A 23,324-nucleotide genomic window follows, 5' to 3' on the forward strand; every position below is an offset into this window, starting at 1 on the left:
AGAGAATCGTCTACACGTAGATCTGCTTGTTAGATTGGCTTTCAATGGATGGAAAACTACTCTTATCTGCTAGGGTGGTTAGGGCGTTTTCATATGGATTTCTTAGTATCGTTTTAGCAATTTATCTAAAGTCAATTGGTTTTAACGAAATACTAATTGGCGCAATTCTCTCTGCAACTCTTGTAAACAGCGTCATCTTTACAATGTTTGCAAGCTTTTACGCAGACAGATTTGGCAGAAGGAAAATTCTGACTCTTTATGCGCTACTGATGGCGTTTTCGGGAGTCATATTTCTCCTAACTGATAACTACATTGCACTGATAATCGCGGCATTCATTGGAACCGTAAATGTGACTGGTGCAGAAACTAGCGCATTTTTGTCAATTGAACAGGCAACACTGCCAAAGACCGTAAAAGACATCAAAAAGAGAAACACCGTATTTGGATTTTATAACATGGTTGGCATGCTTGCAATGTCTGCAGGCGTTTTATTATCTGGGTTTCCGCAAATACTGCAAACCCATCTTGGGCTTTCTCAAATAGACTCATTCAAACCCCTCTTTGCCATATATGGGATTGCAGGAATCGTATCTGCCGTAATCTATTATTTCCTGTCAAAGGAAATTGAATTGCAATCAAAGCCAAACCCGTTGGCCCGTAATAGATTGTCTCCGAAATCAAAGAGGATAATCTGGCGGCTTTCGGCACTTTTCTCCGTGGACTCTTTTGCAGGAGGGTTTGTCATACAAAGCATAGTGTCGTTCTGGTTTTTTACAAAATTCGGCGTGGCGTTAACTGATCTTGCGTTTATTTTCTCAATAGCGGGGATGCTTACTGCATTTTCATATGTTCTGGCTACGCGGCTTGCAGATAAAATAGGACTCATAAATACAATGGTCTTTACTCATATCCCTGCAAATGTTCTGACCGTTTTGATTGCCTTTGCGCCGACACTTCCTTTGGCAATGGGATTTTACCTTGGACGGATGGCTCTCTCGCAGATGGATGTCCCGACTCGCCAGTCGTATATTGCATCAGTTGTAAATGAGGAAGAACGAATTGCGGCAGCTGGAATAACAAACACTTCACGAAATGTAACCCAGGCTGTCAGCCCCTCCATAGCTGGCGCAATAATGCAATCCCTTTGGATTTCTGCACCGTTTGTGGTAGGCGGACTCCTAAAGATAGCATACGATATCGGACTGTATGTGAATTTTCGAAAAATTAAACCTGATCAAGAACAAGAAAAATGATTTAGTTCGTCTGGTGATACTCAAGATTAACACTCCGTGATAATATTTTAGAATTCCTTTCTGGTATTCAAACTAGCCAAATACTATGCAGTGTTCGCATTCGCAGCTAGGTATTTCTTTTGACTTTGCAAGGCATTTTGCATGTTGACCTGCTTGACATTGTACACAAATCTGCTCTAGGTTGTCTACACTGGTATATTTTTTCGATTGATCAAAACCAAATCCTCCATCTCTTGGACCTACCATGATAACTATTATTTTTGGTTGTATTTTTAGATGATGTTATTGCTTTTTATCGTCATCTGTTTTTTTCTGTCTGTCCCATAGGTGCATCGTTCCTCGAATCATAAATGATCCGACAACTATGGCCACAATCCCGACTACCACAAAAACAACGAATCTGGCAGCAGATCTTATTGATGACACGCCTATCTTGTGGCTCCTCTAGAAATCGTATTTTCATAGGCGATGCCGTCATTGGCACAGAATGCATGTGGCAAAATTAGGATGGGAAAAAGCAATTTGACAAAAACAAGACTCAATACATCAGATTATTTTATTTGCAGAATAAAAACACCTTTCGCCTCAAAATCGTCTAAAATTACTCAAATTTCGCAGAAGATGAGCTACTCCTTTTTAATAATTGGCGGCTAGTCATGCTGAAATTGAGCCTATCGACAAAGACTAAAGCCAATTCATGTTTGTTCTGTGGCGACATTCTAAGATCTCCCTCAAAATGTCAGTATTGCGGCTTCAAATTCTGCGAAGATCACATGTCGACTGACAATCATCAGTGTGGCAAGACAAGATATGCTGAATATGTCAGAAAAACAAGTGTTGGCGACGTCCCAAATCTCGCATCTGGCATGTTTGCAGTGGTTTGTGATACATGCGGCTACAGGTCTGCAAAAGGCTTGCTGATTGAATTTGCAGGCGAGGAACTAATCCAGCACATGCAAATTATTGGATGTGCAACTAATGTCTTCTTAGAAGAAGTGGGCGGTTCTCCACAATTCAATTCCCAGACAATTGAAACAAAATCAAACGAGCAAAAAATTGCTCAGTCGATAGCACCGCTTGGCGATTCTGAGGAAAACGGGAGCATCATTGATCAATTAACTAAGCTCGCCTCTCTAAAAGAAAAAGGTGTCTTATCAAATGAGGAATTTTTGTTTATCAAAAAGGAAATTATCAAAAAACTGCAATAGGTTATTCAGCATGATCTTTTTTTTGTGATTCTAAGGCTGCAAGAATTTTTTTTGTTTCTTGGTGTTCTGCGCGCTCCCTTTGAAGTGCAACCTTGAGCACTTCTAACTCCTTTTGCGTTGCAAGAATTTTGGCATTAAGTGATGATACGACAGAGCTTGCTGCTGCAACGATGTTCTTTGGCGCGGTCCTGTCTCCTACATTTACCATTTGGCTTTCAATGAACTTGAGTTCCTTTTTTGCAAATTCAATTTCCTTTTTCTTTGTAGCGTGCTCTTTTCTTATGTCTGAAATTTCCTTTCTTGCAGATTCCAGCTCGGAGTTCGCCTTGATCAATTCTTGGCTTATGCTGTCGTAATCCTTCTTGCCCTCTTCCTGCGATTTCTGAATTATCTTATTTTGCAACCTCAATTCCTCTGACTCTGTCTTGTACTTGACATACTCTGCACGCGCTGCATCCAAGTCTGACTTTGCTTTTTTCAGTTCGTCAAGAACTGCTCTTTTTTCATCGTGCTCCTTTTTGATTGATTCTAGTTCTGATTTTGAGGAATTGATTTTTTGCAAAATCTGGTCGTGCTGAGATCTGGCCGACTCGAACTCTGCTCTTTTTTCATTCATTTCTTTTTTTGAGGACATTAGCAAGCCAATTGTCTGCTCATACTCTCCCTTCACCGTAGCGAGTTTTTGAGAAATTGAGTCGAGGTGGTCTGCCTTTGATTTGATCTCTGCCTCAAGATACGAGACTTCGTTTGCCAGCTGCTCTTTTTGAATTTCTTCGGGACTCTTTATGCGTATTTGCTCTGCTGGTGCCTCAGATGTCTCTGCGACCTGCTCTGTTTCCTCTTTTTTTGTACGTCTGAAGAGTCCCATGGTATAATCACTCTATCTTAGATGTGGAGATGAATATTTCTATTCACTTTCGTATGAATCGGAGGTAAAATCCTAGTCCGCCAATTGCAAAGCCAAGGGCTATCATGGAAAAACCAATCTCTGGTCTGTCTGCAAACCATGTTGGGGAAACTATGAAAAGAACTGCGCCCAAAATGATGAGTAAAAACGCTCCGCTCTTTTTTGGCTTGTTGTGTTCGGAGTGTGCCATTTTAGGTGTACTTCCCTATTGTTTGCGCCACTTTGTTTCTGCCAATGTCCATGATGAATGGTCCTATTTTCGGCCCGCGGCTTGCTCCAAGAATTATCTGGTACAGTGTCATGAAAAAGTCCTTTGGCAAGACATTGTTCTCTTTGGCAATGTTGTAAATTGCATTTTGTAGATCTTCGGGATCTTTTTCTGCCACAAGAACATCCACAAGTTTTCTTAACGCGTTTTTTGTTGCATCGTTTATCTGAATCTGCATGATCTCTTGCTCTTCAAAGTCATCAGCATAGTTTCCGGCAAGTTGGATTATCTGGTCTATGTATGGATCTGGGTTTTTTATGACACCGTAATCGATGAGTTTTTTCGTAATTCTGTTCACCCTGTCTTCTTTGAATATGCGCCCAAGCTCGATTAGCAATCTGTAGTTTACGTGAATTGATGGCGTTTTTGGGACGTTTAGCAAATTTGTGTACTCGTACAACCCTTTTGTTCTTGCAGTCTTTGCCTCGTTGTCAAGCTTGACTTTTCCAAAGTATACGTCCTCGATTTCATTATACTCGTCCATCAAAGTTGGAATGTCCTCAAAGCCTAGCTCTCTTGCACCTGTGATTCTCTTGTATAACAAAAGAAGCATTGATTTTGGAGTTCCGTATTTTAGCCATTTTTGCGAGGTCACTACATTTCCAAGCGATTTTGAAATCTTTTTTCCACCCTTGTCCAAAAACATCTCGTATTTTACGTGGTGTGGGTGTGGGTGATTCAGTATTTCGTCTGATACCCAATCGTTTACTCTGACAGAATCCATGATGTCTTTCCCGTATGCCTCAAATCTGATGTCAAATGCGTGCCATCTCGCAGCAAATTCTACCTTCCATGCAAGTTTTCCCAAGTCCTTTGTGATGTCTGCCTCCCCCTCATGACCACATCCTTTGAGCATTTTGGAGCCAATCTCTGCCTCATGGCATCTGTATTTTATCTTCATCTCATCTGGAATGTATTCGTAGGATTCTGCAGTGTACAGTCTATTGCAATTTGCGCAGACTGGGTAGTATGGCAAATATTTTTGGTATTTCTCTTGGCCTACAAGCTCTGCAATTTTGGTTCCGATCTTTTCGCTGTTTGTTAGAATTGTGTGGATTTGGTCCTTGAGCAATCCATTTTTGTAAGTATCTCGCGCGCGCCTAAAATCATATTTTATTCCGAGATTGTCTAATCCGTCAAGCAAAAGGCTGCTCATGTGCATGCCGTACGAGTCGTGACATCCAAACGGGTCTGGAATTAGTGACACGGGTTTTGCGATGTGTTCGCCAAGCCAGTCTGGCAGCCCTTCTGGTATTTTTCTTAGTCCGTCTAAATCGTCTGAATAAGCAACAAGTTCTGACTTGTATCCAAAGTTTTCAAGTGCAAGCTTTACGCCATATGCCCGTACTGCATCTCCGAGGCTGCCGATGTGCGGAATTCCAGATGCGCCAAGGCCGCTTTCGACTCTCAACATGCTGGTGCTCCGTCCAAGCTGCTGCTCTCGCTCTATCATTTCGTGGGCAAGCTTGTCAATCCAGGTGCCCCTGCCGATAATTTTCTGGTCGTCTTCTGACATTCTATCACACCAATGATTTTGCCATATATGGACCATCCATAAAATAGCCCAGTTTTCTGTAGTACTCCCGTGTACCTACTGCACTGATCACCAAAAGCTTTTTCGCGTCAAATTCTTCACTTGATATTCTTTCTGCCTCACTCATCAGTTTTTTGCCAAAGCCGGAATGCTGGATTTCGCCTTCCTCGCGTTCGCCAATCTTTAATGACTTTCCATATACGTGAAGCTCGCGAACAATACACGTATTGCCTGCTATCTCTTTTCTGTGTGCTTTCTCGCTTGGTTTTCTTAGCCTCAAAAATCCATAAATCTTGTCATCAGCGTCATCATACGACAAGAAAACCTCGCTTCCTCCAGACGACGCATAGTTTTCCCTGTGTAATGAAATCTCGCTTGAATCGTGGTTGTCTCGCAGTCCCACCTCCCTGCATCTGATGCACCTACAAGAAATGTTTTGCCTTTTTAGATTCTCGTGTACTATTTGTCTAAAGTTTCCTGATTTTGGGCCCGCGATAATTTCTCCAGGTGATATTTCTCTTTGGACCCTCATTATTCTGACCCATCTTGGGATGTTTCTCTTGACTTCGGTCAAAACCCTGATCATGTCGTCATCAGAATACGGCATGTATTTTCCATCAAGATATTCTTTGTACAGTGGAGTTTTCTGAAGCACTAGCGACGGATAGATCTTTAACATGTCTGGTCTTAGCTCTTCGTCTTCGAAGAGTTTTCTAAAATCTGCAATGTCTCCCTCCGGACTCATGGTAGGGAGGCCTGGCATCATATGTGCAACAAGTTTGTATCCTGCATCTTTTGACATCTGAAACGATTCCACGACATCCGCATACGTGTGGCCCCTGTTTACTATCTTGTATACTCGTTCTTGAAGACTTTGAACGCCAATCTCTACTCTTGTCACCCCGTACTCTAGCATCATGTCGATGTGTTCTTTTTTGCAATAGTCTGGTTTCGTCTCAATTGTAAATCCGACGCTCCTGATCTCCGCGTTTTCGTTGTTTGTCTTTGCTTGCTCAAGATCATGCGAGTCAAATCCGTTTAGTGCATCATAACACGATTTTATGAAATCTCGTTGGTAGTCTTTTGGCATGAACAAGAACGTGCCACCTACTATGACTAGCTCCATCTTTGTCGGATCGTGCCCGTATGCAACCAGCTTTTCAATTTTTGATATGATTTGTTTTTTTGGATCGTACTGGCTCTCAATTGCATTAATCGTTGATGGCTCGTTACCAGTGTAGCTGTTTGGCGAGTTGGATTCTATTCCTCCGGGGCAGTATGTGCATCTTCCATGCGGGCACGCATACGGCTTTGGCATTAATGCAATCACCGCTACGCCTGATGCCGTCTTGACTGGTTTTTTCAATAACACTCTTGACAGTTTGGCATAATCGTTCCCGGACACTGTTGCCAAAATTTCGTGATTTCTTGGAATGCGCTCAAGTGAGTATTTTGTGCATATTTTTTTGATTTGTGATTTTACCTCGTTTTTGTTAGGCGAGCTTATCAAAAGCAGATTTTGTGAAATTTCAGAGCATGCCTTGGAAAACACCATACTTTGTTGCAATGATTTTTGGTATACTCATGGCCTTAAATTTGTTAAATGAGGCACTAGCGTCTCTTTGATACTGTTCGTCTCTTTGTTTTGACTTTCTTTGCTTTTTTTGGCCTTGATTTTTTTACCTTTTTCTTTGTCGGTTTTTTTACCTTGCCTTTTTTCTTTGCGGCATTCCTTTTTCCTTTTATGGGATTTGATTTTTTTGCAGTGCCTGGGAGTGGTTCCTCAAGATCCTTTTTCATTTTGAGGTTCTTTAGCTGTACGAGTTCAATTCTGGTCCTTGCGCTAAGGTGAGCAAGCTCCGGATCGATCATTGATACTGTGTTTCCATGTTCAGTAAAGCATTGGGCGTGAAAGACTTTGCCCTTTTGATAATCCATGTCTTCTCTTGAAACACCTTGCTTGCAGATTACACACATGTCTACAAAGTCTTTACCGGCAGCCATTGTTACTCGAATTTTTTGGTCTAATTTTAATATTTTTTAAATCAACTTTTAAAAATCAAGATGTCTTTGCACCGATTTCTTTTCTATATTCTAATTTTAACCAAATTGGAGTTATCAGTGTGGTGACTGCCACCATTATAATGATTGTAGAGTACACGTCTGAAGTCAGAACGCCGCTGGTAAGGCCGACTCCTGCAACTATGAGGCCAACTTCCCCTCTTGATATCATGCCGATCCCAACCCGCTTTGCCTGCTGTTTGTTTCTGAGAAATATCCATGCTGGTAATCCACATCCTGCCAATTTTGTAATAATTGCAACTGCTATTACTATTGCAGCAAGAATCAGTATCTCCGGGCTCAGTCCCCTAAAGTCTACTTGTGCGCCTATTATTGCAAAAAACAAAGGTGCAAAGATCAGGCCTAGTTTGCTAATGTAGTGCTCGACTCTCTCAAAGACTTTTGATGACGCAAGCGCCATTCCTACAACAAACGAACCTAGTATCGGGGATAGGCCGATTGACGCTGCCAATCCTGCGGTTCCAAAAAACACGGCAGTTACCACCCCCTCAACGCTTCCTCCTGCCTTCCACATGCCTGAAGATGCAATTTTTGGGACAACAAAAATGGCGACAATTGCCATTGCTGCAAAGAATCCAAGTACCTTCAAAATGGTAAATGAAATTTCAGCTACATCAACAGTGTCCGTTCCGCCTCCGATCGATGTTACAATTGAGAGGACTGCAATTGCTAAAATGTCGTCAACTACTGCCGCTCCGATTATCAGCCTCGCTTCTGCGCTTTTCAGTTTACCGAACTCACTTAGCACTTGAACTGAAATTGCAATGCTGGTAGCTGTTAGTGCCGTGGCCACAAGCATTGCCTGATACGCATGAAATCCAAATAATTGAAACACGAAAAATCCCACAAAAAATGGCACGATTACTCCCAAGGTGCCTACTGTAAATGATGCCTTGCCGCCCCTGAGGAACTCGCGCGGAGTCATTTCAAGTCCTGCCATGAACAAAATCACGATGGCCCCTATCTCGCCTAGAATCTTTATTTCTCCGCTTAGTTGCAGTATCGTCTCTCCGCCTATTGTGAAGAACGAGCCAAATGCAAAGGGGCCTACAATCATTCCAGCTATGAGCTCGCCTAAAACGATTGGAAGCTTGAGCCTTACAAATAATTCTGCCATCAGCTTTGCGGCAAACAGCAATATGCAAACGCCGATGACTACCTGAATGAACTGATCTTCCATGACGAATCACAGGATTCTGTCTTTGGTAATATAAGAAATCATTGATTAAAAATGATGAAATTTTAGTCTAATTATGCGAGTTTTTTTGAGTTCACAAAGACGCCTTTTTTGTTTGTGATGTGGCCAACCTCTTGGCTTTTGAGATTGTGCTTTTTACAAATAGCAATCACTTGATCTGAATATCTTTTTGGCACGATGACACAAAATCCCACCCCCATGTTGAAAGTCTTGTACATCTCGTCCTGCTTTACCCCCATGTTCTCGATTAGCTGCATTATTTTTGGGGGTTCTGGCATGGAATCAAGCCAAAATCCTGCCGTCTTTAGTCTGAGCAGTTTGGTAAATGCTCCGCCTGTTATGTTTGCAAGTCCGTGAACTTGGCACTTTGAAATGATTTCGAGAACCGGCCTTACGTAAATCTCAGTTGGGGTTAGGAGGGCGTCGCCAATTCTGCCTATGCCTTTTACCGTATCTTTTATGGAGTATTTTTTGAGCAGGGCCTTTCTTGCCAGTGAATACCCGTTGGAATGGATTCCTGTGCTCTGAATGCCGACTATCCTATCGCCGTCTGTTATCTTGTTTCCAAGTATGGTCTTGTTTTTTTCAACAAGTCCTGCCACCATTCCTGCAAGATCAAACGCAAATTTCTTTTCTAAAAACAGGTCCGGCATTATCGCCGTTTCCCCGCCCACTATTGGCACGTCTGCCTTTTTTGCACCAGCTGCCAGGCCCTTTGCAATTTCGACAAAAATGGGCTCGTTGTTCTGATTTGCCGCAATATAGTCGACAAACGAAACCGGCTTTGCGCCAATACATATTATGTCATTTACGTTCATCGCAACGCAGTCTATTCCTATGGTGTCGTATTTTTTTAGCAAATTTGCAATTATGACCTTGGTGCCGACCCCATCTGTATGTGTCGCCAAAAGCTTTCCGCCGTGAATCTCAACTAGTCCTGCATAGTGACCAAAGCCTGACTTGACCTTTTGTCCCATGTGCGTTGACGCGATTATTTTGCCAATTGATGACTGGCTTTTCTTTATCTTTTCTACGTCGACTCCTGCGTCCTTGTAGGTGAGGCCCATGTTATTTTGCATTCTCAATGTGGATAAAAGTACTTTGTCACATGTAGATTACGCATAATCTCACATGTACATTCCAGAATCTGCCTGTCGGTGTTCTTTGTATTTTTCTGAGAGCTCCTTGAATTCTATTCCTATCTTTTCACTTTCGCTTCTCAAATCGGACGCATCGATTCCAGTGCCGTAGACTTTGTTTACTGCGTCAATGAGCGTGGCAGCTGCAAGCGGATCTGGACTGATGTGGCTTGCCTTCACAAGCAGAGTTATTGCGCGAATCTTTCGCATTATGCACTCGTTTAGAATGCTTCCGGGGATCCCAGTGATGAATCCCTGCGAGATCATGCTTATTCCTTTTTCTGACATTATTCTGCACAGGTCTTCTTCTGCTGCACAAAAAATCTTCTCATCGTGCTCGTCACTTGCCACCCCGTCTAGGATTACGACTTCTTTTGTTCCCTTGCTTTGGGCCCAGTCTAGGATGGTGGACGCAATGTTGTAGAGTCCCTCCATTCTGAGGGGGACCTCGCAAATTATTGCGCAGACCGTTCCATTTTTGTTAGAGTAGAACCGAAATGGGTGCCTTAGCCTGCCCTGAATGAACACTGTTGATGGCGGGAGAAACTTTGAGCGCAAATATCCGACCTCGTTCATCTTTAACTTCTCAATCATGTATCCGACAGAGAGCGGTCCTGCTAGGCCTGGGCCGACAAACCCTGCAAAAATTATCGGGCTTTTGTAGTTGATTTTTTTTATCTCAAGTACGTGATCCTCTGGGACGTTTTGCCGCATTATGCCTTTCGGGTTTTTCTCTGTCTAATTACTTTTTTGCATAAAGAGATCAAGCATCCTTCTGCCCCTGTCTGTAAGTGAATACACTACATTTGGGCCGATGATCTCCTTGCTTACAAAATTATATTCTACGCAGAGGTGGAGATAGTTCAGAAATGATCGTTTCATGCGAATTTTTGAATTTGTGTAAAGATTAGAAAATGTCATTGGATTGCATCTTAGCTGATACAAAAGCTTCAGAAGCGAAAGCGTACTGAAATCACGAGTGCGGGCCTTTACTGCATCTAGGATCTGCTCCTCACGCGTTATGATGAAATCTTCAAAATGATCTGCAATCTCGACTGGGATGTATGTCATTCTTGCCTTCATGTTACCGTATGGTACGGTATATTACCATATTAAGGTTAGCTTAAAATTTTATTGATCTTGTGATAGTTTTTTTAAACAAACGTCTACGCTGGGAAAAACTTGAAAGTTTACGCTGCTATATCAAGCGGCTTTGCCTGTCTTCGCATTTTTGCTATTACTGCTGCAAGCTGTGCTGCGTGAATCTCGTCTAGCGTCTCACACATGAATCCGCTGTGGCTCTGCGGTACTTAATCTTATGCGGCAAAATCCGCATCACTTTAAAATCTGAATAAGAAAAAGAAAAAAAAAGAAAAATCTTAATGATTTAGTTTTTATGTTTATACCATTTCTGCAATTGCGAAACGTCTGCCAACTTGTGTGATCTTGATTTTTGCATCTTGACCAGGTTGTCCACCTTTCACAAATATGACGAATCCGTCTACCTTTGCTATTCCGTCGCCCTGTCTGCTGGTTTCGGTGATGGATACATCGTATTCTTTACCAGTTTCTACTGGTTTTGGAGTGTCGTCAAATTGTCTATCGTTGTTAAAACGTCTGCCGCCACCGCCACCTCCTCTGTATCCTCCGCCAAACCTTCGATTATTTTGTCGATCGGAATTATCGTTAAAGCTCATTCTTGCACCTCCTTCACTTCTCTAGCTGATTAACTAACGTCTCTGTCATAATTATACCTTCTCAGATGGGGCTAATCGTGACTCCTTCGCACCTGATGGTCGGAGCCGTGACTGGTATTGACGCCCACGGCAAAACCGCCCGCCCGTTGTCTGCAACAGCCGATACCTGCTGCAAAAGCCTTGGCAAATTGTGTATTATTCGGACTGATTTTGCAGGCTCCTTGATCTGACCGTCTGAAATGATCCAAATCCCGCTTCTTGCGGTGCAAGAAAAGTCCCCCCTGATTGGGTTTACGGGATACGTGTACCATAATCTGCTTACCAAGACTCCGTTTTTTGTGTCTTTGATGATGTCGTCTCGCTTTGTACTGCCTCTGACTGTCAGGTTATGTGGCGCAGGCATTGGGACTGGATCTGAACTGCGGCCAAGCGGTGAGCCGAGCCTTGATGCGTTTCCTGTGGACGTGGCGCCTTCTTTGTATGCGTTATGCAAGTCGGAGTATGTTTTTTCAAAAATCCCGTTTCTTATGTAGTGCGTTTTCTTTGTAGGCACTCCCTCATCATCAAACGGTTTGCTTCCAAGACCGTTTGGCATGTGTGGATCGTCGATGAGCTCAAAATTTTCCACCGCAATGCTTTTTCCAATTTTTTCTGAAAAACAACTTCTGTTCTCAGAATATGTTTTCAGAGAAAAGTTTGACGCAAAAACAAACGCAAGTAATTCGCCCACTGCAAGAGGGTCAAAGACTATGCTTGTTGTTCCAGAATCAGCAGTATGTGGGTTTATTGAATTGGCACACATTTCAGACGCGTCTGTGCCAATCTTTTCCGGGTAAAAATCTGACAGCATTCTTGAGCTTGCCTGCCCTATGCCGCTTACAGGAAAACTACCAATGTCAGAGTCTGCATTTATTATTCCGGAGACATATGTTGCGACGTCTGCTCTCTGCAGCCCGCTCGTGTTTGCAATCTCGAATTCCTCGCAAACGACATTTAACGAGCCTGAAATGTTTGTTATTTTTCGATTTTGCGCAGAATTGATCATCTCTTGCGCAATGTCTGATATGTCAACCGTAGTCGCCTTCCAAATCTTTGGATCATTTACCTTTTCAAGAGCAACACATGCAGAATCGCCTGGCAGTGTTTTCCAAAACTTTCTCTCTGTGGTGTTCTTGGCAGACTTGAGGGCACTGTCTACAATTTTGCCTGGTTCAAGCGTTGTTGTCTGGGCACAAGATATCCTTTTTTTGTGTATCATGCGTATGCCAAGTGATTTTTCATGGCTTTCCTTTGTCTCGGCAATTTCAGAATCTGTTATTCTAATCGTGATGATTCTTTTTGAACAAAGAATGGACTCGCATTCATCGGCATCTGCTTTTTTTGCATAGGATATGACCTCGCTGCAAACTGACAAGATTAGCTTGACCTTGGGTTCTTGTATCTGAATTTGTCGATTTTCACAAGTTCAAAATATGAGCCAAACCTCGCAGTGTCCTCCACTTTGTCCAGCTCGTCTTCAGAGGATTCAGAGTCGTATTTTTTGATGATATCATACGTGGTGGTTCTCTGCGCTGGGATCCTGCCTATCTCTCTGACGAGGCGACGGATTTCTTTTGGCCTTAGAATCTGGCCGTACTGCGCGCCAGCTGACGTTGAGATGCTTTCGTTGATCAGCGTGCCGCCAAAGTCGTTTGCGCCCCACATTAGCAAAAGCTGCGACATTTTCTGGCCTTCCTTTACCCACGACATCTGGATGTTGTCGATATGGTTGTTGAGCATTATTCTTGCAATGGCGTGTGTCAGCATCACGTCATTTGCGCTAGCGCCGCTTTTGATTCCGTCATGTAGCCCGTGTGTGTACATTGGTGCCTCAGTGTGGATAAAGTTCAGGGGGACAAACTCTGTAAATCCCCCTGTTTCCTTTTGGATGTCTCTTATCTTTGCAATGTGTCTTACCCTGTCTTCTGTGGATTCCACATGGCCAAACATTATGGTGGATGTGGAATTGATTCCCATCCTGTGCGCAGTCTTGATTATCTCAGTCCAGTCAGAAACGCTGATTCTTCCAGGCGATATCTTGTCGCGGATTTTCTGATCTAGTATTTCTGCGGCGGTGCCTGGGATGGTATTGATTCCTGCGTCCTTTAGCCTTGAGAGGTATTCTTTTATCGAAACGTTTGATCTAGTTGCGCCATACAGGACCTCCTCTGGGGAAAATCCATGTATGTGAATGTCTGGAATGTCTGCTTTTATGGCAGCGCATATTTTCTCGTAGAACCCGCCATCCATGTCTGGAGGAAGGCCTGCCTGAATGCAGACTTCGGTCGCCCCAAGACTGTGTGCCTCTTTTGCACGCCTTACTATCTCCTCTATTGGCAAAAAGTATCCTTCCTCCTCTCTAAAGTCCCTGCTGAATGCGCAAAAGCCGCACTGTTTTATGCACACGTTTGTAAAGTTGATGTTTCGATTTACTACAAATGTGACAATGTCTCCGACTCGCCTCTTTCTGAGCTCGTCTGCAACCATGCCGACTAGGTGAAAGTCAATGCCCCTTGCATCATAAAGACGAGTTGCCTCTTTTACAGAAATTTCTTTTTCAGATAGTGCGCTATTTAGCGAATCTGCAACTAGCGGGTCTGCGTTTTTTAGCAGCGAATCAATATTCAAAGTCATTTCCAGTATGCCTCTCTCACCCATCCGTCCTCGTCCATGATTTCTGACATCTTGTCGTGAAGATCAGAATTTACCATGTGCATGAATTCTGGATACACTGGAAATCGTGCCTTTAATTCGTAGCCCGCATTTTCCGTGTTTTCTGCAACGTATTCTATTTTGGGCCAGCTAAATTCGGGGTTGACATAGTCTGGCGTAAGCGGCGATATTCCGCCCCAGTCGTTTATCCCGACCTGAAGAAAGCTTTGATATGAATCCGGTGAGAGGTTTGGCGGAATCTGGATGTTCATTTGCGGCATTATCACTCTTGTTAGCGCCACGATTATTTTGAAATAGTTTTCCTCGGCAGACGCAAAGTCTCCCATCTTGGTGTCGTGCTTTGGTTGGAAGTTTTGCAAAATGACTTCTTGTATGTGCCCGTACCTCTGGTGCAGTTTTTTTATCTCAAATATGGAGTCGATTACCTCGTTTGGGGTCTCTCCTATTCCGACAAGCAGTCCTGTAGTCATTGGCATATTGAGGTCGCCTGCATTTTCCAAGACCTGAAGTCGTGCCCTCGGATTCTTGCTTGGAGCAAGATGGTGCGGCATGTTTTCTTTAGTGAGACGGTCGCTCGAATTCTCAAGCATCAGACCCATACTCACGTTGGTTCTTTTGAGATCGTTTATCTCTGATTTTGTAAGGTTGCCTGCATTTGTATGTGGGAAAAGTCCTTCTGACAGTGCAATTTCTGATGCATGGGTAAGATATTCGGCAGTACTTGAGAATCCATTCTCTTTGAGCCATTCTCTTGCCTCTTGGTATTTCTGCTCTGGCCTTTCACCTGTGACAAAAAGCGCTTCGGTACATCTGTATTTTTTTGCAAGCCTTGCCAAATCTCTGACGTTCTCTTTGCTCATCATTGATGTCTTCTGCTGGTTTGGCTCTGATTTGTACGTGCAGTAATCGCATGTGTCCCTGCAAAGGTTTACGAGATTAAAGAATGATTTTTTTGAAAATGTGGCCGTTCTTTGTTTGTGCGTATTGCGAAGCCTTGTCGCGGTGCTAAATAATTCGGCAGGTTCGTTTTTTGCAATTTCAAAAATCTCACATGCATCTGCTTTTGTGACCTCCTTTCCATCTATTGCATGATTTAGTAATTCACAATCAAACACAAGGTTATTCAACGTAAAAGATAATCTTGAATTCTAGTATTTATTTTTGTGTCGAATTGGTTGTTGTATTGTTTACCAGCACGCTTGCGTTTGGTCTTTCCTCAAGGGTCAGTACTAAGCTGGTGACTCTTCCGTCGCGAAGAATCTGAAGTGCCATTTCGTCCCCGACTGTCTTGTCGCGCTGGAGGTGAATCAAAATATCGTCGATCTTTCTAACTGTAATCCCGTCAACTGCCAGCACTATGTCTCCCCCTACCTGATATGTGACTCCGTCTATCGTGGTTGAATTGGTGGTTCCTCGTAGCCCCGCCTTTTCTGCAGGACTGTCCTTTAGTACATTGATTATCAAAAAGCCGCGGGTATCTTCGATTTTGAGTATCTCTGCAAGGTCAGGATCGATGTCCCTTCCAGAGATTCCGACCCAAGGATGGTGGTATGTGTTTTTCTCAATAAGCGTTGGGATGATCTTTTGCACTGTTCTTGAAGGGATGGCAAACCCTACTCCTGCAAAGTCTCCCGTCTCTGACTGGATTGCCGTGTTTATGCCGACCACTTCGCCTCTCATGTTCAAAAGGGGCCCGCCTGAGTTTCCGGGGTTTATTGCAGCGTCTGTCTGAACTATGTCTGGAATTTGAAACCCTCTGTCCTGCGATGGAAGCAGTCTGCCAATCTGACTTACAATTCCCGAAGTCATGGAGCCTGACAATCCAAATGGATTTCCAATTGCCGCAATCTGTTCTCCGACCTTTAGTTTAGACGAGTTTCCAAGTGTGAGTGGATACAGTGCGTCCTCACTTGCATTTACTTTGAGCACTGCAAGATCTGTGTAAAGATCTTTTCCAACTAGATTTGCTTTAAATGATCTTCCGTCCAAAAATGTAACTGTTATTTTTTCAGCGTTTTCAATGACATGGTCGTTTGTTATTATGTGGCCTTCCCTGTCGTACACAAAGCCTGAGCCCAGCCCGTTTCCTCTCTGATCATTTGGCCTTTTGACGTTTATCTTGACTACTCCCGATTCCGTCTTTTCAAAAATTTCAGTCAGCGTCAAATCCTGCGATGTTTGATCACCTACGACTGTCTTTGTTGCCTTACCGATATCCTCAACTGTTGGCGTTTTCTGTGGGGGATTTAGAATTATGCTGTATGCAACAAGTATTATTACTACGCCTAGCAGGCCGGAAATAATCGCATTTGATCTGTTCACTGATTGGCAGCTGTCTGGGTTGCTCTATAATCTTTACTTAGACGCTGATTGAATTTTGCATATGATCTTTCATGGAATATGCTCTGCCTCTCCACGATACTGACCCGCTTCTCTTAGCTTGTAAAATTCCACTTAGGAATCCGCTCACGATTATCAAACTGCCAAGTGGACTGCACAGTGCGTGCCAAAATCTGATGTGCAACTCTCGTGCGTCAAGCATGCCTGCTGCATAAATCAGGCCTGATGAAACAATCGACACTATGAAAAGGGCAGGAAACGACTCTGAATGCCCTAAGAATACCGACGAATATGCAAGCAGTGGAAAAGGCATGAAAAGCAGGAACAGCACTGCAAAAAATATCCCGACTGCGATTCTGGCGTTTTGTAAGTAAAGCGGTATCATGAGTCGCTTTAACGCGTTCCAGAGTGTGGACCTGTCTCTTGCCCAAACTGCGTTGATCAGGTGATCTCCTCTTACCATCTTCATTTTGAATCCTGATTCCTTTACCTTCTTCCCAAGTGCGCCGTCTTCGATTATCTCCTGTCGCACTCCTTGATGCATCCCTACTTTCTCGTATGTGTTTTTTTTAATTATGAAGAAGCTCCCGAAAAAATACCCTGTCTTTTTTGAAGGATCGTTTACTCTGAGTGCGGAAAACCGCGTGTGCAAAAACGTTGATAGCATTGGCAGTGTGATCCTAGTCCAGTTGTCAAGGCAGACCATTTTTGGAATTGCTGTTAACGCGTCAAGATCATACGACAAAAGATGGGCAACGGCAAGCGAAATTACATTTCTTGAATGTGTTGTGTCAGAATCTGTAAATAACAAAATCTCACCAGTTGCCGCCGCATATCCTTCCATGCATGCCCAGTTCTTTCCCATCCATCCGTCGGGCTTTGGCCTTGCACTAACGTGAATCACTCTGGAATCTTTTGTTGCATAGTTTCTGATTATGCTACCAGTTGAATCTGTAGACGAATCATCAATTGCAATTATCTCGTAGTTTGCATAGTCTTGGTCTAACAGTGAATCAAGACATTTTTCAATAAACCCTTCTTCATTTCTTGCCGGTAGGATGACTGATACTTTGGGTGTTTTGTGATCTTTTTGAGGAAATTTGTCCAAGTACGGCGTGTTTCTAAATGACGATAACATTGATTTTATCAGAAACACCCATGCGCCAGATACGCCAATTAATATTGCGATAAACGCGTAATTTACGATGTCCAGAAAATCCATCTTACTTCTCGATTTCTTGCTTTATTGATTCAAGCGCCTGCTCGGTGCCGCTTTTTACGTGCTTTTTGATCATGCCTGTGAACATTCCCATCATGCCTGAAAGCTTGATGTCCCATGTGGCATCAATCCTGGTGCCTCCCTCGTGAGGCACAAGTCGTATTGTCTTTGTCCCAATTAGAATTCCTTCTGTAAATTCTGCAATGATTTTTTCTTTTGGATAAAATGTCACAGTTTGCATGCACTTTGAATCCTTGAATGCGATTGTGACCTCTCTTGTTACCTTGTTGCCTTCCTTTGAAATATTGCGTACTTGTTTTGTCCCCTTCCAATATTTTGGCTCACTGTCTATGTCTGAAACAAAATCCCAGACTTTGTCAACTGGGGCATTTATCGTAGTGGATGCCTCGATTGTTGCCATACTGCCAAATCATTTAAGCCAAAATATTAGTCTTAATGACTCGACTGACTGTTGGTTTGAGAGCGTCTCGTCTAAGGCGCTTCGTTTGGGTTAAAATCAAAAACCGTTTTCTCAGTTTTCCCGTCTGCAGATGACACTACTGTGTATTTTCCAGCTTTTTCCCATCCGTTTCCGCCTGCAATGACCAAAGTTGAAAACTTGCCGTCTGCCTTTACTTTGACTATCTCAGTCCATACTTTTTGCCCGTCTGGATCATTTATCATAAGTTCTGTGATTGTGGATTCTGCATTTCCTGAAATTGATATGATGTCTCCTTTTGCGTACGATGTCTGATCTGTCTCTATCGCTTTGGCGCTTGGCCCAATTATTGCAATGTTGTCCTGATTCATAGCCACTACGCTGATTATCAAAACGGCAAAAACAACCGAGGCGACGCTGATTACGATGTTTTTTGTCTTTTTCCCGCCCGCTATCCTCTCAATTGGTTTTTCAACTATTACCTTTTGATATTTTGCCTCAGGCACATTGACTGGCGGGGGCGGTGGGGGAACAATGCGTTTTTCAGGAATTTTTACAATTCTCTCTGGTTTTTCATCTTGTGTGGCCGGTTGCAAATATCTGGCAATTAGCCCCTCTACGTATCTCCTGTCGTCTATTGTAACGAGTTTTTTTGTCTCAAAGTCCGCCTTGATCCGTGATAGGCGTCCATAATCACCATGGCCTGATTTTAACAAGGCATCAATATCGTCTGTAAAAAACTGCCCCATACGGCTTTTTCATAGTGTTTTTACATAAATTAATTGTGTTGTTTTGCTATCGTAATATACAAATAATATTTCACAACAGGGTAAGTGATGGTGCAAGATTCTGACTATTTCCTCTTTAGCGTGACTGCAGTCCACAGCCCCGAATCCTGTCCTCTAAACAACAACGATAGCAAGCAGATCTTTTTACATCTGGACTCGAAAATAAAAAAAAATCTGAAAACATTTGACATTAAAAGATTAGTTGAGTTTTACGTCTCAGTCTTGGAGCACCAATGGACACTAATCTTTGAGGCAAAGAATGCTCACGACATAGAAAAACTGTGCATCGAGATAGGCATGTCAAAATATAACACGATCAAAATCGTGCCGCTCAGCAGATTTGACCTTGTGATCAAGAAAATCAGAGCCGAACAAAAACGAGCACTTGCAAGTTAATTCTGGTTCTATGAAAAGGGATTTGACATGACAATAACATATGATGATTTTGCAAAGCTGGAGATACAAGTTGCCAAAATTATCTCAACTGAGAGAATTCCTGGCAAGACAAAGATAATCAAAGGAACCATTGACCTTGGAGGGGAAACACGCAGTTTGATAATAGGGGGCGCGCAGTTTTTTACGCCAGAAGAACTAGTTGGCAAAACGGTGATCGCGATAACGAATCTTGAATCGAAGACTGTTGGCGGTGTTGAGTCAAACGCAATGCTTCTTGCAGCAGACAGCAATGAAAAACCGTTCTGGCTTACCGTTGACGAATCCGTTCCGCTTGGCACAAAAATAAAGTAGCTATCCTATTCCCGGGGCTTCCTTTTTTATCTCAATTGGCTGCTCGGTAATTTTCTGTTCTAGTTCGTCCGTGTTTATCTCAAGTCTCAAAAGTTTTCCAATTGTATTTACAATGTTTTTTGCCGCCTTGTGCTGTGGCAGTTCGGCATCATATATCTCGCCAAAAAGACCAATTCCGTTGATGCCCTTGTTTTTTGCAATTCCAAGAACAAGTCCATTAAACCACGTGATGCTCTTTACATCGTCTCCGAGTAATTTGACATTGTGCGTCTTTAACAATTCTAATGATTCCTGATTGTTGGCAACTCCAAACACATCATTCCCATATCCTTTTTGCAGTGGTATGTATCCGCCAGATGAAATTACGGTCTTGATATTTCCCCATTTTTGTACCATTTCGATTACAAAGTTTACCAATTCAAATACCGTGGCTGGTTCTTGGGGCTGGTTTTCTCCTGTGAAAATAACAAGCGAGTTCTTCTCATCTACTAACAGCTTGTACTCGTCATGCGGCAGTTCGACCAAACCGTCTTTGTGATTTACCCACGGCTTGTCTGCCAAAATTATCTTTGCGGCAACCCTTGCGCCTATCTTTTCTGCAATGTGGTGTGTTACCAAACCTCCCACCTTGCCCATGTCTGGCAGCGACGAAATCAAAGTGATGTTTTTTAGCTTAAAATTTTCGATAGTTTCGACTTGCATTAGATAAATATGGTGTGATAGTATATGCACTTTACTTCTAAATTGTGACCCTGTCTAATCGTAAATCATTAGATCTTTTTCTTCTAGTAGCGAATGTAGGTTGTTTACGGATCTGTACACGTCAGGCTCTTTTTTTGCTCCTGTGCAGACTAGCTTTCCTGATGAGAAAAGCAAGATCACTGTCTTTGGGTCAAGCATTCTGTGAATTAATCCTGGAAACTGTTCTGGCTCGTACATGCTTCTTGGGAGGGTTCTTGCTGCCTGCTCTAGGTGAATCTTGCCTCCCAGGTTAATCGACGCAACTATGTTTTGGATGTCGACTACTGCGTCCTTTTTCACTTTGATTCCTCCCTTTCTTAGCTTTTGGACAACTGATTTTACTGCACTTCTTGCCATTTCTTCTGATTTGGCACCAGTGCATACCATCTTGCCTGATGTGAAAATCAAAGTAGCTGTCTTTGGACTTTTTAGACGAAATACTAATCCTGGAAACTGATCCGGATGATATTCTACATCCGGAAAATTACGGGTAATCTCATTTAGATCCATTTTCTGATCCACCGATGCAGAAGCAACCACATTTTCAATACTTACAATCGGCTTTGTTTGTGGCATACGTTACCACTTGAATTAGCTTGGCTATATAAAGAGCACTTTCTAATTATTTACCCGCCAGACAATTTCTTTGAAATTTTGCTGATTATTACTTTATCATACAAATCATTTAATTTGGTAAATTGGATCGTTTGATTGAATTGAATTTTACTGACATTGATCCTGACAAGCTGTTTAGCTCAACAGACAACTCCAATCCAATAATGTGGCTTGTGTGGATAGTCCCGATTGTAGTTTTCATGTTTTATGGGCAGCGAATTCAACTTCAAATCACATCTGGGGAAATTAGCAAAAACATCGCAAAACTTGTAAAATACAAAGAAGAGTCGAAAAAAGAACTACTTGACTACCTTCAAACAAATCTAAAAGCTACACCTGATGCTGCAAAAAAGATAGACGGGTTCTTGGAATACTTTACCATAATGCCAGTTGATTTTGATCCAAACGGAATAATTCCAAAAATAAAACATCTCCTCAGATCAAGGGAGGACTATACAAGGCAACAAGTAAAATCGCTTTCCCCGAACATGGATGCTCTTGAGGTAAGCAAAGTACAAAACCTGCTTGAGGTGACCACATCACTTCATCTCCTGCATAAGCTAGTCAGACATCTCTTCCTCACTGCAAAAAAGCAGAATAATTTTCCGCTGATCTTGCCGCTCCAAATGATGATCCCGTTTATCATGGAACAGGCAAGCGCCCTGAGGGATGCAGTGTCTGCATTAAAGCAAGGACAGCCAATTGGCGACGGAATAGGCCCCATGGTTGTTGGAAAAATGATGCTCGGGACGGAGAAAAAAACGATTACCTTTGAAACAGTATGCGCAGAAAAAGAATTCGAGCAGCGAAAGCTGTACCTGTTGAAGGCAGAGGGCCCAACTGCGACCGTTGGAAGGCCAGGGGACGCAGTGGAGCTTCTGGTTTTGAAAAACAAGCCTGACATAATTGTGATGATTGACGCTGCGTTGAAGCTTGAGGGCGAGGACTCGGGTTCTGTGGCGCAAGGATTTGGGGCTGCAATTGGAGGAATTGGAACCGATAGATTCCAAATCGAAGAAATTGCAACAAAAAATAACATTCCGATTTATGCAGTTGTAATAAAACAATCCGTCAAAGAGGCAATCACGCTAATGACAAAGCAAATATCTGACAAGGCAGAGTCTGTAGAATCTCAGGTATTTCAGATTATACTTGAAAACACAAAGCCGAATCAAAGCGCTCTAATTGTGGGTGTTGGAAACACCCTGGGAGTGCCACAATGATATTCTCAAAAAAAGAAAAGAAAATAGTTGCATACACTGTGGAAAAGTGTCCGTCGTGCAAAAAAGAATCAAAAAGAAAATTTAAGCAGGGTGACTGCCTTTTTGTTGAATCGTCAAAGTGTCCGTCGTGCAACGTTCCAATGAACATTGCAAAAATTTTTGGCGAACCTACAGCGTAGTTACGATTGCGCCTGTCGGTGTTGGGATGAATGTGTGTTCTGCCTGCGCAACGCGTTGCTCGTTTGCCTCAATTAGCACTGGGTATGCGCGAACAACTTTGTTTTTGATAAGATCCTCAAGCAGTAATCTTGCTTCCTTTTCATCCATCTCCTTTGTAATCCATCTGAGTGCAAATGGGAGCATGTTGAAATTTTCCCAGATGTAATCCAGTAATTTGTTTGCCTTTTCGTTTTTAGTTTTTTTCTTTGACACTAGGCCGAAGATGTTTCTTGTCTTGCCCTCTCTGACAAAGCCTAGGCCCTTTGCCGTTGTAACGAACGGTTCGCAGGCATACGTTTCTTTTACAGATAGGGAAAATGAGCCAATTGACCAAATGTTTGGAATCGATTTTCCAGCATGAATGGTATACTGTTCAAGAGAGTGTCCGCTTAGGTTTGCAATTGGGATTAGTCCGTTTTGTTTTACTGTCTTTTCAATCATCCTTCCGATGTCACTTGACCTTACCCCTTCCTTTACCATCGACATTGCGTTCTTCAGGGATTCCTCTGCAGTTCTCACCAGCATGTCAAACTCTGAATCATAGGAGATGCTTACTGCAGTGTCTGCAATGTATCCGTTTATTTGCACACCCAGATCAATCTTGATGAGGTCTGTGTCTGTTAGGACTTTGGGATCATTTGGCTCTGCGGTGTAATGTGCCGCAAGTTCGTTTAGACTTGTGTTTACTGGAAAAGCGCACTTGCCTCCGCGGGATCTGATTTCGTTTTCTACTGACTCGCAGATTTCGTAGAGTGTCTTTCCTACCCAGTTTTTGGTCCTCGCAAACTCTCTTACCTCTGACGCTATTTTTCCTGCCTTGATATAATCATCAATTTGCAATGGCTGGACTGATTTTGCATATTATTTAAAATCATGTGAAGCTTAAATTGGGGAGAAAAAGCTGCACACACAGCGGGATCGTGGTCTAGCTTGGTATGATTCGGGTTTTGGGTACCTGAGGTCGTCGGTTCAAATCCGGCCGATCCCATTTTATT

At 42.8% G+C, this 23,324-nt stretch carries 27 protein-coding genes and 1 tRNA gene; 7 read left to right on the forward strand and 21 right to left on the reverse strand.

Features of this window, described 5'->3' with window-relative positions; genetic code table 11:
* Positions 1-26 precede the first annotated feature (26 nt).
* The gene (locus tag NKMY2_RS05450) at positions 27-1,253 is read left to right on the forward strand and encodes an MFS transporter (protein ID WP_238549777.1); all 1,227 of its coding nucleotides are present in this window, start codon (positions 27-29) and stop codon (positions 1,251-1,253) included.
* 282 nt (positions 1,254-1,535) lie between these two features.
* Here the strand turns inward: NKMY2_RS05450 and NKMY2_RS10885 are convergent, their stop codons facing one another.
* A complete protein-coding gene (locus tag NKMY2_RS10885; protein ID WP_177316518.1) occupies positions 1,536-1,679 on the reverse strand; it encodes a hypothetical protein in 144 nt (47 codons plus the stop codon).
* A 347-nt stretch (positions 1,680-2,026) separates the two neighbouring features.
* Between NKMY2_RS10885 and NKMY2_RS05460 the strand changes: the two genes are divergently transcribed.
* Positions 2,027-2,461, forward strand: coding sequence for an SHOCT domain-containing protein (locus NKMY2_RS05460; protein WP_042685637.1), 435 nt, complete (start codon positions 2,027-2,029; stop codon positions 2,459-2,461).
* Position 2,462: 1 nt separating this feature from the next.
* Here the strand turns inward: NKMY2_RS05460 and NKMY2_RS05465 are convergent, their stop codons facing one another.
* The 17 genes from NKMY2_RS05465 to NKMY2_RS10260 form a co-directional block, all read right to left on the reverse strand.
* Positions 2,463-3,329 carry a hypothetical protein gene (locus tag NKMY2_RS05465; RefSeq protein WP_042685641.1) on the reverse strand — a complete coding sequence of 289 codons (867 nt, stop codon included), beginning with the start codon at positions 3,327-3,329 and terminating at the stop codon, positions 2,463-2,465.
* 43 nt (positions 3,330-3,372) lie between these two features.
* Positions 3,373-3,558: a hypothetical protein gene (locus tag NKMY2_RS05470; RefSeq protein ID WP_042685644.1), complete on the reverse strand. Its 186-nt coding sequence runs from the start codon at positions 3,556-3,558 to the stop codon at positions 3,373-3,375.
* A gap of 1 nt (position 3,559) precedes the next feature.
* A complete protein-coding gene (lysS, locus tag NKMY2_RS05475; protein ID WP_042685647.1) occupies positions 3,560-5,152 on the reverse strand; it encodes a lysine--tRNA ligase in 1,593 nt (530 codons plus the stop codon).
* Between the two features lie 4 nt (positions 5,153-5,156).
* Positions 5,157-6,725, reverse strand: coding sequence for an elongator complex protein 3 (locus NKMY2_RS05480; RefSeq protein ID WP_042685649.1), 1,569 nt, complete (start codon positions 6,723-6,725; stop codon positions 5,157-5,159).
* A 56-nt stretch (positions 6,726-6,781) separates the two neighbouring features.
* The gene (locus NKMY2_RS05485) at positions 6,782-7,174 is read right to left on the reverse strand and encodes an LIM domain-containing protein (RefSeq protein WP_042685651.1); all 393 of its coding nucleotides are present in this window, start codon (positions 7,172-7,174) and stop codon (positions 6,782-6,784) included.
* Positions 7,175-7,229: 55 nt separating this feature from the next.
* A complete protein-coding gene (locus NKMY2_RS05490) occupies positions 7,230-8,432 on the reverse strand; it encodes a cation:proton antiporter (protein WP_042685653.1) in 1,203 nt (400 codons plus the stop codon).
* 71 nt (positions 8,433-8,503) lie between these two features.
* Complete coding sequence (gene purM, locus NKMY2_RS05495; protein ID WP_042685657.1) at positions 8,504-9,517, reverse strand: phosphoribosylformylglycinamidine cyclo-ligase; 1,014 nt, start codon at positions 9,515-9,517, stop codon at positions 8,504-8,506.
* A gap of 60 nt (positions 9,518-9,577) precedes the next feature.
* Positions 9,578-10,303, reverse strand: coding sequence for a proteasome assembly chaperone family protein (locus tag NKMY2_RS05500; protein WP_042685660.1), 726 nt, complete (start codon positions 10,301-10,303; stop codon positions 9,578-9,580).
* Positions 10,304-10,327: 24 nt separating this feature from the next.
* A complete protein-coding gene (locus NKMY2_RS05505; RefSeq protein WP_042685662.1) occupies positions 10,328-10,672 on the reverse strand; it encodes a hypothetical protein in 345 nt (114 codons plus the stop codon).
* A gap of 317 nt (positions 10,673-10,989) precedes the next feature.
* Positions 10,990-11,286: a TRAM domain-containing RNA chaperone gene (locus tag NKMY2_RS11065; protein WP_052347534.1), complete on the reverse strand. Its 297-nt coding sequence runs from the start codon at positions 11,284-11,286 to the stop codon at positions 10,990-10,992.
* Positions 11,287-11,347: 61 nt separating this feature from the next.
* Positions 11,348-12,700 (reverse strand): TldD/PmbA family protein, encoded by a 1,353-nt coding sequence (locus tag NKMY2_RS05515; protein ID WP_042685665.1) that lies wholly within the window; start codon positions 12,698-12,700, stop codon positions 11,348-11,350.
* A gap of 2 nt (positions 12,701-12,702) precedes the next feature.
* Positions 12,703-13,959: a 5-amino-6-(D-ribitylamino)uracil--L-tyrosine 4-hydroxyphenyl transferase CofH gene (gene cofH / locus NKMY2_RS05520; RefSeq protein ID WP_042685927.1), complete on the reverse strand. Its 1,257-nt coding sequence runs from the start codon at positions 13,957-13,959 to the stop codon at positions 12,703-12,705.
* Complete coding sequence (cofG, locus tag NKMY2_RS05525) at positions 13,956-15,113, reverse strand: 7,8-didemethyl-8-hydroxy-5-deazariboflavin synthase subunit CofG (protein ID WP_238549778.1); 1,158 nt, start codon at positions 15,111-15,113, stop codon at positions 13,956-13,958. The genes cofH and cofG overlap by 4 nt, the downstream gene beginning before the upstream one ends.
* A gap of 40 nt (positions 15,114-15,153) precedes the next feature.
* Positions 15,154-16,320 carry a S1C family serine protease gene (locus tag NKMY2_RS05530; protein ID WP_052347535.1) on the reverse strand — a complete coding sequence of 389 codons (1,167 nt, stop codon included), beginning with the start codon at positions 16,318-16,320 and terminating at the stop codon, positions 15,154-15,156.
* A gap of 37 nt (positions 16,321-16,357) precedes the next feature.
* The gene (locus NKMY2_RS05535) at positions 16,358-17,560 is read right to left on the reverse strand and encodes a glycosyltransferase family 2 protein (RefSeq protein WP_042685671.1); all 1,203 of its coding nucleotides are present in this window, start codon (positions 17,558-17,560) and stop codon (positions 16,358-16,360) included.
* 1 nt (position 17,561) lies between these two features.
* Entirely contained in the window at positions 17,562-17,978 is a 417-nt protein-coding gene (locus tag NKMY2_RS05540) for a type II toxin-antitoxin system RatA family toxin (protein ID WP_042685673.1), read from the reverse strand.
* A 71-nt stretch (positions 17,979-18,049) separates the two neighbouring features.
* The gene (locus NKMY2_RS10260; protein WP_052347536.1) at positions 18,050-18,745 is read right to left on the reverse strand and encodes a hypothetical protein; all 696 of its coding nucleotides are present in this window, start codon (positions 18,743-18,745) and stop codon (positions 18,050-18,052) included.
* 87 nt (positions 18,746-18,832) lie between these two features.
* On the opposite strand from NKMY2_RS10260, the gene NKMY2_RS05550 reads away from it, so the two are divergent.
* A complete protein-coding gene (locus NKMY2_RS05550) occupies positions 18,833-19,180 on the forward strand; it encodes a hypothetical protein (RefSeq protein ID WP_042685676.1) in 348 nt (115 codons plus the stop codon).
* A 27-nt stretch (positions 19,181-19,207) separates the two neighbouring features.
* The gene (locus tag NKMY2_RS05555; RefSeq protein WP_042685678.1) at positions 19,208-19,531 is read left to right on the forward strand and encodes a tRNA-binding protein; all 324 of its coding nucleotides are present in this window, start codon (positions 19,208-19,210) and stop codon (positions 19,529-19,531) included.
* On the opposite strand, the gene NKMY2_RS05560 is transcribed toward NKMY2_RS05555, so the two are convergent.
* Entirely contained in the window at positions 19,532-20,233 is a 702-nt protein-coding gene (locus NKMY2_RS05560) for a PAC2 family protein (protein ID WP_042685680.1), read from the reverse strand.
* A gap of 54 nt (positions 20,234-20,287) precedes the next feature.
* Positions 20,288-20,848, reverse strand: coding sequence for a TATA-box-binding protein (locus NKMY2_RS05565; protein WP_042685681.1), 561 nt, complete (start codon positions 20,846-20,848; stop codon positions 20,288-20,290).
* 140 nt (positions 20,849-20,988) lie between these two features.
* Here NKMY2_RS05565 and NKMY2_RS05570 point away from each other — a divergent pair, with 140 nt between their 5' ends.
* Both NKMY2_RS05570 and NKMY2_RS05575 read left to right on the forward strand, forming a co-directional pair.
* Positions 20,989-22,110, forward strand: a complete 1,122-nt coding sequence (locus NKMY2_RS05570) for a DUF1512 domain-containing protein (protein WP_238549779.1) — start codon at positions 20,989-20,991, stop codon at positions 22,108-22,110.
* Positions 22,107-22,289: a hypothetical protein gene (locus NKMY2_RS05575; protein WP_042685687.1), complete on the forward strand. Its 183-nt coding sequence runs from the start codon at positions 22,107-22,109 to the stop codon at positions 22,287-22,289. The genes NKMY2_RS05570 and NKMY2_RS05575 overlap by 4 nt, the downstream gene beginning before the upstream one ends.
* On the opposite strand, the gene map is transcribed toward NKMY2_RS05575, so the two are convergent.
* Positions 22,279-23,169, reverse strand: a complete 891-nt coding sequence (gene map / locus NKMY2_RS05580; protein ID WP_042685689.1) for a type II methionyl aminopeptidase — start codon at positions 23,167-23,169, stop codon at positions 22,279-22,281. The two genes, NKMY2_RS05575 and map, sit on opposite strands and share 11 nt — an antisense overlap.
* A gap of 74 nt (positions 23,170-23,243) precedes the next feature.
* Here map and NKMY2_RS05585 point away from each other — a divergent pair.
* Positions 23,244-23,317, forward strand: a tRNA-Pro gene (locus NKMY2_RS05585).
* Positions 23,318-23,324: the final 7 nt, after the last annotated feature.

Origin of the sequence: Candidatus Nitrosotenuis chungbukensis (assembly GCF_000685395.1) — an archaeon.
GTDB lineage: Archaea > Thermoproteota > Nitrososphaeria > Nitrososphaerales > Nitrosopumilaceae > Nitrosotenuis > Nitrosotenuis chungbukensis.